The organism is Acidovorax sp. GW823-FHT01C06, assembly GCF_058798375.1.
In genome coordinates this window covers 538,205-554,289 of the sequence record NZ_JBXAKN010000001.1, presented here as the reverse complement: position 1 = coordinate 554,289, position 16,085 = coordinate 538,205, and the positions used below count along the sequence as shown (strand labels likewise).

The window sequence follows — 16,085 nt, the reverse complement described above, 5'->3', positions numbered from 1 at the left end:
GGGCGGGAGAAAAAAACAATGGCATTCTTTCTCGAAACACTGATCGGCGGCCTCATGGCCGGCATGCTGTATTCGCTGGTGGCGCTGGGCTTCGTGCTGATCTACAAGGCATCGGGCGTCTTCAACTTCGCGCAGGGCGCGATGGTGCTGTTCGCCGCGCTGGCCATGGCCCGCTTTGCCGAGTGGATTCCCAAGTGGACGGGCATCAGCAGCCCCATCGTGGCCAACCTCGCGGCCTTCGTGATCGCGGGCGCCATCATGTTCGTGGTGGCCTGGCTGATCGAGAAGCTGGTGCTGCGCCACCTGGTGAACCAGGAAGGCGCCACGCTGCTCATGGCCACGCTGGGCATCACCTACTTCATGGAAGGCCTGGGCCAGACGCTGTTTGGCAGCGACATCTACAAGATCGACGTGGGCATGCCCAAGGACCCGATCTTCATGCTGGACAGCCTCTTCCAGGGCGGCATCCTGGTGAACAAGGAAGACGTGATCGCCGCCGCCATCGCCGCCGCACTGGTGGCGCTGCTGTCGGTGTTCTTCCAGAAGACGTCCACCGGCCGCGCCCTGCGCGCCGTGGCGGACGACCACCAGGCCGCGCAATCCATCGGCATTCCGCTCAACCGCATCTGGGTGATCGTATGGTGCGTGGCCGGCGTCGTGGCCCTGGTGGCCGGGATGATCTGGGGCAGCAAGCTCGGGGTGCAGTTCTCGCTGACCACGGTGGCGCTGCGCGCGCTGCCGGTGGTGATCCTGGGGGGCCTCACGTCCGTGCCCGGCGCCATCATCGGCGGGCTGATCATCGGCGTGGGCGAGAAGCTGTCCGAGGTGTACCTGGGCCCGTTCGTGGGCGGGGGCATCGAGATCTGGTTTGCGTATGTGCTGGCGCTGGTGTTCCTTCTGTTCAGACCGCAAGGTTTGTTCGGGGAGAAGATCATCGACCGCGTGTAACCCATAACAACAAGAACAGGAGACTTCCATGCTCTACCGCGAAAACGGCCAGTTCAAGACCAGCTACCGCGCCGACCAGCAGATCTTCCCCATCGCGCAGGACCGCATCGCCATCGCGCTGCTGCTGGCCGTCGCCTTCCTGGTCGTGCCCATGCTGGCCAGCGACTACATCTTCCGCGCCATCCTGATTCCCTTCGTCATCATGGCGCTGGCGGCCCTGGGGGTGAACATCCTCGTGGGCTACTGCGGCCAGATCTCGCTGGGCTCGGGCGCGTTCATGGCGGTGGGGGCCTATGGCGCCTACAACTTCTTCGTGCGCTTTCCGGGCATGCCGCTGATTCCGGCGCTGATCCTGGGCGGCCTCTGCGCCACGTTCTTCGGCATCCTGTTCGGGCTGCCCAGCCTGCGCGTCAAGGGCCTGTACCTGGCGGTGGCCACCCTGGCCGCGCAGTTCTTCTCCGACTGGATGTTCCTGCGCATCAAGTGGTTCACCAACAACTCGGACTCGGGCTCGGTGTCGGTGAACAACCTGCAGGTCTTCGGCCTGCCCATCGAGAGCGCCACCAGCAAGTACCTGTTCTGCCTGGCCCTGCTGGTCGTCGTGGCCCTGCTGGCCAAGAACCTGGTGCGTGGCGCCATCGGCCGCGAATGGATGGCCATCCGCGACATGGACGTGGCGGCGGCCGTGATCGGCATCCGCCCCATGTACGCCAAGCTCAGCGCCTTCGCCGTGAGTTCCTTCATCGTGGGCATGGCCGGCGCGCTGTGGGCCTTCGTGCACCTGGGCGCGTGGGAGCCCGCGGCCTTCTCGGTGGAAATCTCGTTCCGCCTCCTGTTCATGGTGATCATCGGCGGCCTGGGCTCCATCTCCGGGGGGTTCTTTGGCGCCGCCTTCATCGTGGTGCTGCCCATCGTGCTCAACCAGTTCCTGCCAGCCTTCATGGGCCTGTTCGGCATCGAGGTGTCCACCGCCGGTGTCTCGCACGCCGAGCTGATGATCTTCGGCGCGCTGATCGTGTGGTTCCTGATCGTGGAGCCGCATGGCCTGGCCAAGCTGTGGTCCACCGCCAAGCAGAAGCTGCGCCTGTGGCCCTTCCCGCATTGATTGATATGCACCCCCTGAGTCGCTTCGCGCCTTCCCCCTCTCCTTCGGGAGGGGGACGCCACCGGTGGCCTGGCAAAGCCAGTTCCACAGTGGCGCTGGCCTCGTGCATGCCAGTGCAAAGCTCGCAGCCCTTGAATCCGTCGGTTTCTTCCCCGTGCTTCAACACATTCATCCAAAGGAGACATCCATGAAGCTTTCGAAACTCGTGATCGCCGCTGCCGTGGTCGCCGCCGGTGCGTCGACCATCACCACCAGTGCCTTCGCACAAGCCAAGGAGCAGTTCTTCCCGCTGCTGTCGTACCGCACCGGCCCCTACGCGCCCAACGGCGTGCCATGGGCCAACGGCAAGCAGGACTACATCAAGATGATCAACGCCCGCGACGGCGGCATCAACGGCGTGAAGCTCACCTTTGAAGAATGCGAAACCGGCTACGCCACCGACCGTGGCGTGGAGTGCTACGAGCGCCTGAAGGGGCGTCCCGGCGTGTCGCTGTTCGACCCGCAGGCCACCGGCATCACTTTCGCGCTGACCGAGAAGGCCCCCGTGGACAAGATCCCGCTGATGACGCTGGGCTACGGCCTGTCGGTGGCGCAGGACGGCCAGGCGTTCAAGTGGAACTTCCCCTTCATGGGCAGCTACTGGACCGGCGCCGACATCCTGATCCAGCACATCGGCAAGGCCGCGGGCGGCATGGACAAGCTCAAGGGCAAGAAGATCGCCCTGGTGTACCACGACAGCCCGTTCGGCAAGGAGCCGATCCCGCTGCTGCAGGAACGCTCCAAGATGCATGGCTTCGAGCTGCAGATGCTGCCCGTGACCGCGCCCGGCGTGGAGCAGAAAGCCACCTGGCTGCAGGTGCGCCAGAGCCGCCCCGACTACGTGCTGCTGTGGGGCTGGGGCGTGATGAACTCCACCGCCCTCAAGGAAGCCCAGGCCACCGGCTATCCGCGCGACAAGATGTATGGCGTGTGGTGGGCTGGCGCCGAGCCGGACGTGCGTGACGTGGGCGAAGGCGCCAAGGGCTACAACGCGCTGGCCTTGAACACCTCGGGCCAGCAGCCCAAGGTGATCCAGGACATCCTGAAGAACGTGCACGACAAGGGCCAGGGCACGGGACCCAAGGACGAAGTGGGCTCGGTGCTGTACACCCGCGGCGTGATCATCCAGATGCTGGCCGTGGAATCGGTGCGCCGCGCGCAGGAGCGTTTCGGCAAGGGCAAGGTCATGACCGGCGAGCAGGTGCGCTGGGGCATGGAGAACCTGGCCCTGGACCAGAAGAAGCTCGACGCCATGGGCTTTGGCGGCGTGATGCGCCCCCTGTCCACGAGCTGCGCCGACCACATGGGCTCCACCTGGGCCCGCGTGCACACCTGGGATGGCGCCAAGTGGAACTTCTCGTCCGACTGGTACCAGGCCGATGAGCAGATCCTCAAGCCCATGATCAAGGCGGGCGCCGACAAGTACCTGGCCGACAAGAAGATGACGCGCCGGGATGCGGCGGACTGCCAGTCTTGATTCGGACCATCCCCCTGAGGCGCTGACGCGCCTTCCCCCTTCTCTCTTAGCGCTTCGCGCTGCGGGAAGGGGGACGCCACCAGCGCGGCGGGGCGGCCCTTGCGCGGTGGCCCTGGCCTGGGCAGCGACCGTTTCAAGGGCCAGTGAACAGCGGTTGCCTCTTTGGCAGCCGCCAATCCAAAGGGTTGTGCAGCAGCTTTTTGGATTGGCACAGGAAGGCAAGACCATGGACTCCAACAGCAACATCGTTCTCAACGTCAACGGCATCGAGGTCATCTACAACCACGTGATCCTCGTGCTCAAGGGCGTCTCGCTGCAGGTGCGCGAAGGCAGCATCGTGGCCATCCTGGGGGGCAACGGGGCGGGCAAGACAACCACGCTGCGCGCCATCTCCAATTTGCTCAAGGGCGAACGCGGCGAGGTCACCAAGGGCAGCATCGAGCTGCGTGGCGAGCGCATCGAGAACCTCTCGCCCGCCGACCTGGTGCAGCGCGGCGTGGTGCAGGTGATGGAGGGGCGGCACTGCTTCGCCCACCTGACGATCGAAGAGAACCTGATGACGGGCAGCTACACCCGTACCAGCAAGGCCGAGATCGCGGCCAACCTGGAGAAGGTCTACAACTACTTTCCGCGCCTGAAGACGCGCCGCACCTCGCAGGCGGCGTACACGTCGGGCGGCGAGCAGCAGATGTGCGCCATCGGCCGCGCGCTCATGGCCAACCCCAGCATGGTGCTGCTCGACGAGCCCTCCATGGGCCTGGCACCGCAGATCGTGGAAGAGGTGTTCAACATCGTCAAGGACCTGAACACCAAGGAAAAGGTCACCTTCCTGCTGGCCGAGCAGAACACCAACATGGCGCTCAAGTACTCGGACTACGGCTACATCATGGAAAGCGGCCGCGTGGTGATGGACGGCGCCGCCAGCGACCTGGCCAGCAACGAGGACGTCAAGGAGTTCTACCTGGGCGTGGGCGGTGGCGAGCGCAAGAGCTTCAAGGATGTGAAGAGCTACAAGCGGCGCAAGCGCTGGCTGGCTTGACGTGCCCCCTGAGGCGCTGCGCGCCTTCCCCCTCAGGGGGACGCACCCGGTGGCCTGGCGAAGCCAGTTCCACGGGTGCGCTGACGGGAGCAGCGCACTTTCTGAGACCACGGACGAATCCACTCCCAAATTCATAGCTGATTGCGATTGATGGACAAGCGCTAGAGGCCAATTTCACTTCAAACCACTTCACAAGGAACACCAGGCATGAGCACGTTCTATGACGCCCTGGAAACCCGCAGCCCCGCAGAGCGCGAAGCGGCCCTGATGGCCGCGCTGCCGCGGCAGATCGCCCATGCCCAGAAGGCATCGCCCGCGTTTGCCGGCATCCTGGCGGGCGTGGATGCCGCCGCCGTCACCAGCCGCGCTGCGCTGGCGCAGCTGCCCGTCACGCGCAAGTACGAGCTGCTGGAGCGCCAGCAGGCGGGCCGCGCCGCCAACGTGTTCGGCGGGTTCAGCGCGCTGGGCTTTGGCCCCGGCATGACCCGCGTATTCGCCAGCCCCGGCACCATCTACGAGCCCGAGGGCACGCGCCGCGACTACTGGCGCATGGCGCGGGCCATCCATGCCGTGGGTTTTCGCAGCGGCGAGCTGATCCACAACAGCTTCAGCTACCACTTCGTGCCCGCGGGCTCGATGATGGAAACCGGCGCCCATGCGCTGGGCTGCACCGTGTTTCCGGGCGGCACGGGGCAGACCGAGCAGCAGGTGCAGGCCATGGCCGAACTGCGGCCAGCGGGCTACATCGGCACCCCCAGCTTCCTCAAGATCATTGTCGAGAAGGCCGCGGAAATGGGCATCGCGCTGCCCAGCGTGACCAAGGCGCTGGTCTCGGGCGAGGCGTTCCCCCCCTCGCTGCGCGACTGGTTCGCCGAGCGCGGCATCAGCGGCTACCAGTGCTACGCCACGGCCGACCTGGGGCTGATCGCCTACGAGACCAGCGCGCGCGAGGGCCTGGTGCTCGATGAAGGCGTGATCGTGGAGATCGTGCGCCCCGGCACCGGCGACCCCGTGCCCGAGGGCGAGGTGGGCGAGCTGGTCGTCACCACGCTCAACCCCGACTACCCGCTGATCCGCTTTGGCACCGGCGACCTGTCGGCCGTGCTGCCCGGCGACTGCCCCACGGGCCGGACCAACACCCGCATCAAGGGCTGGATGGGCCGCGCCGACCAGACCACCAAGGTGCGCGGCATGTTCGTGCACCCCGGCCAGGTGGCCACCATCGCGCGGCGCTTTCCGCAGGTGCTGCGCGCGCGGCTGGTGGTCAGCGGCGAGATGGCCAACGACCAGATGGTGCTGCAGGTGGAGACCAGCGAAACCGCCGAGGGCCTGGCGCGCCAGCTGGGCGACGCCATCCGCGAGGTGACCAAGCTGCGCGGCGATGTGCAGATGGTGGCCCCGGGCACCCTGCCCAACGACGGCAAGGTGATCGAGGACGCGCGGAGTTACAAGTAGCCGCCTGCGTCGCCTTCGGCGCCTTCCCCCGAGGGGACGGCCCCCTCGCTGCGGGGCGGCCCTTGCTCGGCGCCTCCCGCCTGGCCTGCGCCGGTATCGAGCGCAGAGGACTGAAGCGGTGCGGTGCAAGCGTGCAGGCAGACAGACAGGCACCCGGTCACTGGACCACCTGCAGTTTGCGGCAACGCAAGAAATGCCCACTTGGCACGGCGGGTCACCGCAGTGTTTACCCTAATCAATACTCCTTTTTTTATAGCATTTAGCGCTTTATTAACGGGCGCTGCAGGCCTTTTTCACTTAAAGCCCCTGCCCCGGGCGGGCTACGTAATATCCGCAATGTTCCCGTAAACCCCCCTCGCTATCATGGCCCGTCATTCACAGGAGAGACCATGAAAAAGATGCTGAAACTCGCACTGATCGCTGCCGCCGCAGCCACCGCTTTCGGCGCCAGCGCCCAGGAGTTCCCCGCCAAGGACAAGACGATCACGATCGTGGTCCCCTACGCCGCGGGCGGCCCCACCGACCGCGTGGCGCGCGACCTGGCCGAAGCCATCCGCAAGCCCCTGGGCGGCATCAGCGTGGTGGTGGACAACTCCGCCGGCGCGGGCAGCACCATCGGCTCCGCCAAGGTGGCGCGGGCCGCACCCGATGGCTACACCCTGCTGCTGAACCACGTGAGCATGGCCACCATGCCCACCATGTACCGCAAGCTGGCCTTCAACGTGGCCAATGACTTCGAGTACCTGGGCATCATCAACGACGTGCCCATGACGCTCATCGCGCGTCCCTCGATGCCCGCGAACAACTACAAGGAACTGGCTGGCTGGCTGCAGCAGAACAAGGGCAAGATCAACCTGGGCAATGCAGGCCAGGGCTCGGCCTCGCACCTGTGCGGCCTGATCTTCCAGAGCGCCGTGCAGGTCGACATGACGGCTGTGCCCTACAAGGGCACCGCGCCCGCCATCACCGACCTGATCGGCGGCCAGATCGACCTGCTGTGCGACCAGACGACCAACACCACCTCGCAGATCGAGGCCAAGAAGGTCAAGGCCTACGCCGTGACCACCTCCAAGCGCCTGACGACGCCCGCCCTCAAGGACCTGCCCACGCTGGCCGAATCCGGCGTGAAGGACTTCAACGTGACCATCTGGCACGGCCTGTACGCGCCCAAGGGCACGCCCGCACCGGTGCTGACCAAGATCAACGAAGCCCTCAAGGTGGCCCTGAAGGACCCTGAGTTCATCAAGAAGCAGGAAGGCCTGGGCGCCGTGGTGGCCACCGACAAGCGCGTCGAACCCGCCGAGCACAAGAAGTTCGTGCTGTCCGAAACCGAGAAATTCGGCGCCGCCATCAAGGCCGCGGGCTCCTACGCGGACTGATCGGCACCTGCGCCCCCAGCCCGCGACCCTGCGGGCTGCGGTGCTCAGGATTGCTTGAAGGATTGAAGGAAGCAGGCAAGCCACCACGCCCCCCGGGGCCTGGTGGCTTTTTTCCTGCCCGCGCCGCCACGGGCCGCCGCACGCCGCCGCGCTCCGGGTAATCCATGTGAACCCCGGCATGCCGGCCCGCGTAAAAAGGGGACCACCGTGGCATTCTCTTGCCGGCAGATCCTCCCTCACAACGAAAGCCCGCCCATGGCGCAACATCGACAAGCCCACCACCACCACCACCTTGCGCGCAGCACCTCCCAGCCCCGCGCACCGGCGCGCAGCCGCCGCGAGGCCCTGGCGTTCGCATTCACCCTGAGCGCGCTGGGCGCCATGGCCATCGCGGCGGCCGCCACCCTGCTCGCGCCGGGCTCCGCCCACGCCCAGGCCACGCCCGCCGCGGGGGGCTGGCCCACCAAGCCCGTGCGCATCGTCGTGCCCTTCGCGCCCGGCGGCACCACCGACATCCTGGCCCGCGCGATGGCCCCCGAACTCTCGCGCGCGTTCGGCCAGCAGTTCATCGTGGACAACCGCGCGGGCGCGGGCGGCAACGTGGGCGCCGAGATCGTGGCGAAATCCCCCGGCGACGGCTACACCCTGCTCATGGGCACCGTGGGCACGCACGGCATCAACCGCGCGCTGTACGCCAAGCTGCCGTACGACCCCATCAAGGACTTCGTGCCCATCACCCTGGTGGCCGCCGTGCCCAACGTGATGGTGATGAATGCCGACAAGGCCAAGGCCCAGGGCATCCACAACGTGCAGGACTTCATCCGCGTGGCCAAGGCCAGCCCCGGCAAGATGAACATGGCCTCCAGCGGCAACGGCACGTCCATCCACCTGGCGGGCGAGCTGTTCAAGAGCATGACGGGCACCTTCATGCTGCACCTGCCCTACCGCGGCTCGGGCCCGGCCCTCATGGACATGGTGGCGGGCAATGCGGACGTGATGTTCGACAACCTGCCTTCGTCCATGGCGCAGATCAAGGCGGGCAAGCTCACCGCGCTGGCCGTGACAAGCTCGGAGCGCTCCAGCGCGCTGCCCGACGTGCCCACGGTGGAGCAGGCGGGCGGCCCCGCGCTCAAGGGCTACGAGGCCAGTTCCTGGTTCGGCCTGCTGGCTCCCGCGGGCACGCCCCCCGACATCGTCCACCGCATCCAGCAGGAAGTCGCCAGGTCGCTGGCCACGCCCGCGATGAAGGAACGGCTCGTGGCGCAGGGCGCGATCCCGGGCGGCAACACGCCGGCGGACTTCGCCAGGCACATCGACAGCGAGCACAAGAAGTGGGCGCAGGTGGTGAAGACCTCGGGAGCGAAGGTCGACTGACCCGCCACGCCGGCGGCAGGCCCCCGGCGCAGCCGCCTGTCGGTCAAGTCACGGTGGCGCCGAGGGGGGCGCGGCCAGCAAGCGCTTCTCGCCCTGGGCGAACGAGGCCCGCTGGATCCGCCCCTGGGCCACCTCGTAGACGCAGAGCATCTCCAGGGTGCCCAGCCCCTCCGGGAAATTGCGCGTGATCAGTTCGAGGTCCACCACCACGCCGCCCATCACCGTGCGCGACAGCAGCCGCGCATGCAGGTCGGGCTCGGCAAAACGCGCCAGAAAGCGCGGCCGCATTTCAGCATGCCCGTGCGCGAGCCGTTCTCCATGGAGCACATGCTGCTGCGCATCGGCGGCGTAGGTGGCCAGCAGGGCCTCGATGTCCCTGGCGTTGTAGGCATCGAGTTGCGCCTGCAAGACGGCCGGCGGCGAAGGGTCGTGGATCATGATGGATGGTGAAACAAGGAAAGCGCAGGAGGGCATGGCACCCGGCCCGCACAGGGGCCCGGCAGGGCGGACAGCGGGAGCCCGCTCTGGCGCGCCGCCACTCCCGCGCGGCCACGCCGCCATTCATGCGGTGCTACACGCCCCAGACCACGTCCACGTCCGCCGCCGCGCTGCGCTTGAGCATCTCGATGAACGGCGCCACCCGCTGGCGCAGGCGCACCGTGTCGGCGCGCTCCTCGGCCACGGCATCGTCGCTGGCGTCCTCGGGCGGGGGCAGCGTTTCCTCCGCCGCCACGGCGGCCTCGAGCGCCGCGATGGCGCCCGGGATCTGCGCCGCCGTCACGATGCCGCTCGCACCGGGTGTCTTGCCCATGATGGTCACGATCTGCCGCCCTTGCGGCTCCAGCATGATCAGATCGGCGGCAGCGCGGGACTTGAATTTGTAGAGCATGGTGAAACGTATTCCTCGGTAGGGCTTGAAGCGGCCGGCAAACCCGGCACGGCGATGGTGGACAGGCGTTTGCGGGCCGCTCCGGTTCAGCGGTTGTACATGTAGTCGCGCGTGAACGGATAGTCCGATTGTGCGCCGGCCAGGGCCCCGGCCGCCATCTGGCCGTCGGGCTTCGTGGCCAGCATCTGGTGCAGCGCCATCCAGCCGCGCTCGAACCCCAGCGCGCTGCCCGCCAGGTACAGGCGGTAGGCACGCAGCACCTTGTCGCCCTGCTCGGCGCCGGACTGCGCGGCCAGCAGCTCGCGCGCCGCGGGCAGGCGGGCCTCCAGCCCGTCGGACCACGCCCACAGGGTGCGCGCGTAGTGGGGGCGCAGGTTCTCGGTGTCCACCATTTCCAGGCCCGCCCGGGCCATGTCGTGCAGCACGGCGCTCACGTGGATCAGCTCCCCCCCGGGGAAGATGTACTGCTCGATGAAGTCGCCCATGCCCGCGCCGAGCTGCGCGTTGTCCACCGCGCCCGCCGTGATGCCGTGGTTCATCAGCAGGCCCCCCGGGCGCAGCAGCCGGGCCACGGTGGCGAAGTAGCGCTCCATCTGCGCGCGGCCCACATGCTCGAACATGCCCACGGACGCCACCTTGTCGAAGGGCCGGTCCGCCTGCAGCTCGCGGTAGTCGCACAGCTGCATCCGCACACGGCCCTGCAGCCCCCGCGCCTCGATGAGCTGCTGCACATGCGCGTGCTGGTTGCGCGACAGCGTGATGCCCGTGGCATCCACGCCGTAGTGCTCCGCGGCCCACAGCAGCAGGCCGCCCCAGCCGGCGCCGATGTCCAGGAACCGCTCGCCGGGCGCCAGGCGCAGCTTGCGGCAGATGTGGTCCAGCTTGGCCTCCTGGGCCTGGGCCAGCGACATGCCCGCATCCCGGAAATAGGCGCACGAATAGACGCGCCGCGGGTCGAGCCAGAGCGCGTAGAAGTCGTCCGAGAGGTCATAGTGGAACTGCACCTGGCGGGCATCGCGGGCCACCGTGTGCGCCGCCATGGACCGTGCCCGCGCCAGCACCCGGCGCCACCAGCCGCTGTGCTGCTCGCGGGCCGGGTCGCGGGTGAGCAGGCCTGCCGCGGCGGCCATCAGGTCGCGCATGCCGCCCTCCAGCGCCACGCGGCCCTCGACGATGGCCGCGCCCACGTTGCCGATCTCGCCCATCGCCAGGGCCACCAGCGCCATGCGGTCGCGAAACCGCAGCGTGACGGCGGGCTCGGACGCGCCCAGCTGCTGCCCGGCGGGCAGCTGGACGGCCATGGGCACTGGCAACGCAGCCAGCCGCCCCTCCAGGGTGTGCAGCAAGTGCTTCATGCCGCCTATTTTTGAATGGGTGCTGCACTGCGTCAACACCTCCCCCGCACGCCCCCGCCGGGAAGGCCCCATTGACAGTATTTTGTTTAGGTCTAAACTATTTTCACATGAACATCCTCTGCATTGGCGGCGGGCCCGCAGGCCTCTATTTCGCACTGCTCATGAAGCAGCAAAACCCTGCCCACCGGGTCACGGTGGTCGAGCGCAACCGGCCGTTCGACACCTTTGGCTGGGGCGTGGTGCTGTCGGACCAGACGCTCGAGAACCTGCGCGCGGCCGACGGGCCGACGGCCGCGCTGATCGGCGATGCGTTCAACCACTGGGACGACATCAAGGTGTTCTTCAAGGGCCGCAGCGTGCGCTCCTCGGGCCACGGCTTTTGCGGCATCGGGCGCAAGCGGCTGCTCAACATCCTGCAGGACCGCTGCCTCGCGGTCGGCGTGGAGCTGGTGTTCGAGACCGACGTGGCCGACGACCAGGCGCTGGCCGCCCAGTACCAGGCCGACCTGGTGATCGCCAGCGACGGCCTCAACAGCCGCATCCGCACGCGCTACGCCACCACCTACCAGCCCGACATCGACCTGCGCGAATGCCGTTTCGTCTGGCTGGGCACTCACAAAAAACTCGATGCTTTTACGTTTGCTTTCGAGCAGACCGAGCACGGCTGGTTCCAGGCGCACGCCTACCAGTTCGACGCCGACACCTCCACCTTCATCATCGAGACGCCCGAGGCCGTGTGGAAGGCCCACGGCCTGGACCAGATGGAGCAGCCCGAGGCGATTGCATTCTGCGAGAAGCTGTTTGCCAAATACCTGGACGGCAACGCGCTCATCAGCAACGCTACGCACCTGCGCGGCTCGGCCAACTGGATCCGCTTTCCGCGCGTGATCTGCAACACCTGGGTGCACCGCGAGACCATCGGCGGCAAGCGCGTGCCCATCGTGCTGATGGGCGACGCGGCGCACACCGCGCATTTCTCCATCGGCAGCGGCACCAAGCTCGCGCTGGAAGACGCGATTGACCTGGCGAACGAATTTTCGACGGGCCTGCCTATCGATGAGGTGCTCACCCACTACGAGGCCCGCCGCAGCGTCGAGGTGCTCAAGATCCAGAACGCCGCGCGCAACTCCACCGAGTGGTTCGAGAACGTGGGCCGCTACGCCGGCATGGAGGTGGAGCAGTTCGCGTACTCGCTCCTCACGCGCAGCCAGCGCATCAGCCACGAGAACCTGCGGCTGCGCGATGCAGCATGGCTGGAGGGCTACGAGGCGTGGTTGGCAGGCGGCAAAGCTGCTATTCCCCCCATGCTCACACCGTTCACGCTCAACGGCCTCACGCTCAAGAACCGCATCGTCGTCTCGCCCATGGCCACCTACAGCGCGGTCGATGGCGTGCCGCAGGACTTCCACCTGGTGCACCTGGGCGCGCGCGCACTCGGCGGCGCGGCGCTGGTGATGGTGGAGATGACCAGCCCCACGCCCGAGGGCCGCATCACCCCCGCCTGCACCGGGCTGTGGAACGACGCGCAGCAGGCCGCGTTCACGCGCATCGTGCACTTCGTGCACGGCAGCAGCACCGCCAAGATCGGCCTGCAGCTGGGCCACAGTGGCCCCAAGGGCTCCACGCGCGTGGGCTGGGAGGGCACGGACGAGCCGCTGCCCCACGGCAACTGGCCGCTGCTGGCGGCCAGCGCGCTGGCCTACGGCGAGCAGAACCAGGCGCCCGCCGCCATGACCCGCGCCGACATGGACCGGATGACCGCCGCGTTCACGGACAGCGCACGGCGCGCGCTGGCCTGCGGCTTCGACTGGCTGGAGCTGCACTGCGCGCACGGCTACCTGCTGGCCAGCTTCATCAGCCCCATCACCAACCAGCGCACGGATGAGTACGGCGGTAGCCTGCAGGGCCGCTGCCGCTACCCGCTCGAAGTGTTCGCCGCCGTGCGCGCCGTGTGGCCGGCCGACAAACCCATGAGCGTGCGCATCTCGGCCCACGACTGGGCGCCGGGCGGCACCACGCCGGACGACGCGGTGGAGATCGCGCGCCTGTTCCAGGCGGCCGGCGCCGACCTGATCGACGTGTCGTCCGGCCAGACCACGCGCGCCGCCAGGCCGGTGTACGGCCGCATGTACCAGACCCCGTTCGCCGACCGCATCCGCAACGAGGTGGGCATCGCCACCATGGCCGTGGGCGCGATCACCGAGGCCGACCACGCCAACAGCATCATTGCCGCAGGCCGTGCGGACCTGTGCGCCATTGCCCGCCCGCACCTGGCCGACCCGGCCTGGACGCTGCACGCGGCCGCGCAGCTGAGCCCCGTGGCCGCCGCGCACACCGACTGGCCCGTGCAGTACGCCAGCGGCCGCGACCAGATGCTGCGCGAGATTTCCAAGCAAAAACAGCTTGCAGCGCTTGCCAATCAAGCGCAGGCAGCTACCAAAAGCAGAGCACCCGAGGAAGAAGGCTAGCCATGGACCTTGAAGCCCGCCTGCACGACGCCGCCCCCAGCGAGCACCCCGAGGCCCTGCGCCTGTGGCTGCGCATGCTCACCTGCACCCAGCTCATCGAAAAACAGGTGCGCAGCCACCTGCGCGCGCAGTTCGACACCACGCTGCCGCGCTTTGACCTGATGGCGCAGCTGGAACGCGCGCCCGAGGGCATGAAGATGAAGGACCTCTCGCGCCGCATGATGGTGACCAGCGGCAACATCACCGGCATCACCGACCAGCTCGTGGCCGAAGGGCTGGTGGAGCGCATGGACGTGGAAGGCGACCGCCGCGCGTACCTCGTGCGCCTCACGCCGCAGGGCCGCCAGCAGTTCATCGACATGGCGCGCCAGCACGAGCAATGGATCGTGGAGGCCTTCGCCACGCTGGGCGAGCGCGACATCAGCACCCTGCACCGCCTGCTGGGCAAGGTCAAGGAACACACCCAGAACAACTCTTTGGAGACCACGGAATGAAGCATTTCATCGGCGCAAGCAACCCCATGCGCGAGCAGTTCAACCCCCAGGCCAGCTACGTGGCCGAGCATTTCGCGTGGAGCTTCGATGCTGGCGTGGGCACTGTCACGCTCAACCGGCCGGACCGTAAGAACCCGCTCACCTTCCAGAGCTACTCGGAGCTGCGCGATTTTTTCTACGCGCTGCGGTTTGCCACCGACGTGAAGGCCATCGTCGTCACCGGCGCGGGTGGCAACTTCTGCTCGGGCGGCGACGTGCACGAGATCATCGGCCCGCTCACCACCATGACCATGCCCGAGCTGCTGGAGTTCACGCGCATGACGGGCGACCTGGTCAAGGCCCTGCGCGCCTGCCCGCAGCCCGTGCTGGGCGCCATCGACGGCATCTGCGCCGGTGCGGGCGCGATGATGGCGCTGGCCTGCGACATGCGCTACGGCACCGAGGCCACCAAGACTGCGTTCCTGTTCACCCGCGTGGGCCTGGCCGGTGCCGACATGGGCGCCTGCGCGCTGCTGCCCCGCATGATCGGCCAGGGCCGCGCCAGCGAGCTGCTGTTCACCGGCCGCGCGATGACGGCGCACGAGGGTCTGGCCTGGGGCTTCTTCAACGACCTGTATGAAAGCGCCGACCTGCTGGCCAACGTGCAGGCCACCGCGCGCACGCTGGCGGGCGGCCCCACCTTCGCCCATGGCATGACCAAGACCATGCTCAGCCAGGAGTGGAGCATGACCATCGAGCAGGCCATCGAGGCCGAGGCGCAGGCCCAGGCCATCTGCATGCAGACCGAAGATTTCCGACGCGCCTACGAGGCGTTTGCCGCCAGGCAGAAACCTGTGTTCCAGGGAGATTGAGCCCATGCACGTCGCCACCCCCCCGGCCCCCCGCCCGCCCTCGACGGCGCACCTGGCCCTGCCCTTCTTCGACGACGCCCACCGCGCGCTGGCCGAGGGCCTGGTGCCCTGGGCCGCCGCCCAGCAGGTCGATGAGACCGACGACCGCGCCGCCTGCCGCGACTGGGTGCGGCGCCTGGGCGCGGACGGCTGGCTGCGCTACTGCGTGCCCGCCGCACAGGGCGGCGCGCTGCCCGCGCTCGACTCGCGCGCGCTGGTGCTGCTGCGCGAGACGCTGGCCTACCACTCGCCGCTGGCGGACTTTGCGTTCGCCATGCAGGGCCTGGGCAGCGGCGCCATCACCCTGGCCGGCAGCCCGGCGCAGCAGGCGCACTACCTGCAGGGCGTGGCGCGCGGCGAGCTGATCGCGGCGTTCGCGCTCAGCGAGCCCGAGGCAGGGTCCGACGTGGGCGCTATGCAAACAGTAGCTACCAGCGCTTATCCATCAAGCGCTAGCGGCCAAAAAGACTCATATTCCCTCACCGGCACCAAGACCTGGATCAGCAACGGCGGCATTGCAGACTTCTACTGCGTGTTCGCCAAGACCGACCCCGCCGGCGGCACGCGCGGCATCAGCGCCTTCATCGTCGATGCGGACACGCCCGGGCTCGACGCCTCGCGCCACATCCACGTGATGGCGCCGCACCCGCTGGCCACGCTGCAGTTCGACAACTGCACCGTGCCCGCCACTGCCCTGCTCGGCGAACTGCACGGCGGCTTCAAGCTGGCCATGCGCACGCTCGACATCTTTCGCGCGTCGGTGGCCGCCGCCGCGCTGGGCATGGCGCGCCGCGCGCTGGCCGAGGCCGTGCACCACGCGCGCCAGCGCCGCATGTTCGGCCAGACGCTGGCGGACTTCCAGCTCACGCAGGCCAGGATCGGCGAGATGGCCGCGCTGGTGGACAGCGCCGCGCTGCTCACCTACCGCGCCGCCTGGCTGCGGGACACCGGCCAGGCACGGGTGACGGCCGAGGCGGCGATGGCCAAGATGACCGCCACCGAAAACGCCCAGCGCGTCATCGACATGGCGCTGCAACTGCACGGCGGGCGCGGAGTGGAAGTGGGCAGCAAGGTCGAATCGCTGTACCGCGACATCCGCTCGCTGCGCATCTACGAAGGCGCCACCGAAGTGCAGCAACTCATCATCGGCAAGGCCGTCCTGCAGGAGTGATC

At 67.8% G+C, this 16,085-nt stretch carries 14 protein-coding genes; 11 read left to right on the top strand and 3 right to left on the bottom strand.

Translation table 11 applies throughout. From position 1 onward, the window contains the following. Positions 1-18 precede the first annotated feature (18 nt). The 7 genes from AC1RCS_RS02555 (at position 19) to AC1RCS_RS02525 (ending at position 8,816) form a co-directional block, all read left to right on the top strand. The gene (locus AC1RCS_RS02555; protein WP_218297233.1) at positions 19-948 is read left to right on the top strand and encodes a branched-chain amino acid ABC transporter permease; all 930 of its coding nucleotides are present in this window, start codon (positions 19-21) and stop codon (positions 946-948) included. Between the two features lie 28 nt (positions 949-976). Next, entirely contained in the window at positions 977-2,053 is a 1,077-nt protein-coding gene (locus tag AC1RCS_RS02550) for a branched-chain amino acid ABC transporter permease (protein WP_218297234.1), read from the top strand. A 187-nt stretch (positions 2,054-2,240) separates the two neighbouring features. After that, the gene (locus AC1RCS_RS02545; RefSeq protein ID WP_218297235.1) at positions 2,241-3,569 is read left to right on the top strand and encodes an ABC transporter substrate-binding protein; all 1,329 of its coding nucleotides are present in this window, start codon (positions 2,241-2,243) and stop codon (positions 3,567-3,569) included. A gap of 226 nt (positions 3,570-3,795) precedes the next feature. Next, positions 3,796-4,608 carry an ABC transporter ATP-binding protein gene (locus tag AC1RCS_RS02540; RefSeq protein WP_218297236.1) on the top strand — a complete coding sequence of 271 codons (813 nt, stop codon included), beginning with the start codon at positions 3,796-3,798 and terminating at the stop codon, positions 4,606-4,608. Positions 4,609-4,815: 207 nt separating this feature from the next. Continuing rightward, entirely contained in the window at positions 4,816-6,063 is a 1,248-nt protein-coding gene (locus tag AC1RCS_RS02535) for a phenylacetate--CoA ligase family protein (protein ID WP_492246293.1), read from the top strand. Between the two features lie 389 nt (positions 6,064-6,452). Next, positions 6,453-7,442, top strand: coding sequence for a tripartite tricarboxylate transporter substrate-binding protein (locus AC1RCS_RS02530; RefSeq protein WP_218297238.1), 990 nt, complete (start codon positions 6,453-6,455; stop codon positions 7,440-7,442). A gap of 381 nt (positions 7,443-7,823) precedes the next feature. Continuing rightward, positions 7,824-8,816 carry a Bug family tripartite tricarboxylate transporter substrate binding protein gene (locus tag AC1RCS_RS02525; RefSeq protein WP_218297390.1) on the top strand — a complete coding sequence of 331 codons (993 nt, stop codon included), beginning with the start codon at positions 7,824-7,826 and terminating at the stop codon, positions 8,814-8,816. Positions 8,817-8,864: 48 nt separating this feature from the next. On the opposite strand, the gene AC1RCS_RS02520 is transcribed toward AC1RCS_RS02525, so the two are convergent. From AC1RCS_RS02520 to AC1RCS_RS02510, 3 genes are all read right to left on the bottom strand, one after another. Then, positions 8,865-9,254: a nuclear transport factor 2 family protein gene (locus tag AC1RCS_RS02520; protein ID WP_492246292.1), complete on the bottom strand. Its 390-nt coding sequence runs from the start codon at positions 9,252-9,254 to the stop codon at positions 8,865-8,867. A 133-nt stretch (positions 9,255-9,387) separates the two neighbouring features. Continuing rightward, the gene (locus AC1RCS_RS02515) at positions 9,388-9,705 is read right to left on the bottom strand and encodes a DUF1840 domain-containing protein (RefSeq protein ID WP_218297239.1); all 318 of its coding nucleotides are present in this window, start codon (positions 9,703-9,705) and stop codon (positions 9,388-9,390) included. 86 nt (positions 9,706-9,791) lie between these two features. Beyond that, the gene (locus tag AC1RCS_RS02510) at positions 9,792-11,060 is read right to left on the bottom strand and encodes a class I SAM-dependent methyltransferase (RefSeq protein ID WP_492246291.1); all 1,269 of its coding nucleotides are present in this window, start codon (positions 11,058-11,060) and stop codon (positions 9,792-9,794) included. 107 nt (positions 11,061-11,167) lie between these two features. Between AC1RCS_RS02510 and AC1RCS_RS02505 the strand changes: the two genes are divergently transcribed. From AC1RCS_RS02505 to AC1RCS_RS02490, 4 genes are read left to right on the top strand one after another with little or no spacing between them, the layout of a single operon-like run. Then, positions 11,168-13,528 (top strand): bifunctional salicylyl-CoA 5-hydroxylase/oxidoreductase, encoded by a 2,361-nt coding sequence (locus AC1RCS_RS02505; protein ID WP_492246290.1) that lies wholly within the window; start codon positions 11,168-11,170, stop codon positions 13,526-13,528. 2 nt (positions 13,529-13,530) lie between these two features. After that, positions 13,531-14,022 carry a MarR family winged helix-turn-helix transcriptional regulator gene (locus tag AC1RCS_RS02500; protein ID WP_218297242.1) on the top strand — a complete coding sequence of 164 codons (492 nt, stop codon included), beginning with the start codon at positions 13,531-13,533 and terminating at the stop codon, positions 14,020-14,022. Then, positions 14,019-14,873, top strand: a complete 855-nt coding sequence (locus tag AC1RCS_RS02495; protein WP_492246289.1) for an enoyl-CoA hydratase family protein — start codon at positions 14,019-14,021, stop codon at positions 14,871-14,873. The genes AC1RCS_RS02500 and AC1RCS_RS02495 overlap by 4 nt, the downstream gene beginning before the upstream one ends. Before the next feature lie 4 nt (positions 14,874-14,877). Next, entirely contained in the window at positions 14,878-16,083 is a 1,206-nt protein-coding gene (locus AC1RCS_RS02490) for an acyl-CoA dehydrogenase family protein (RefSeq protein WP_492246288.1), read from the top strand. Positions 16,084-16,085: the final 2 nt, after the last annotated feature.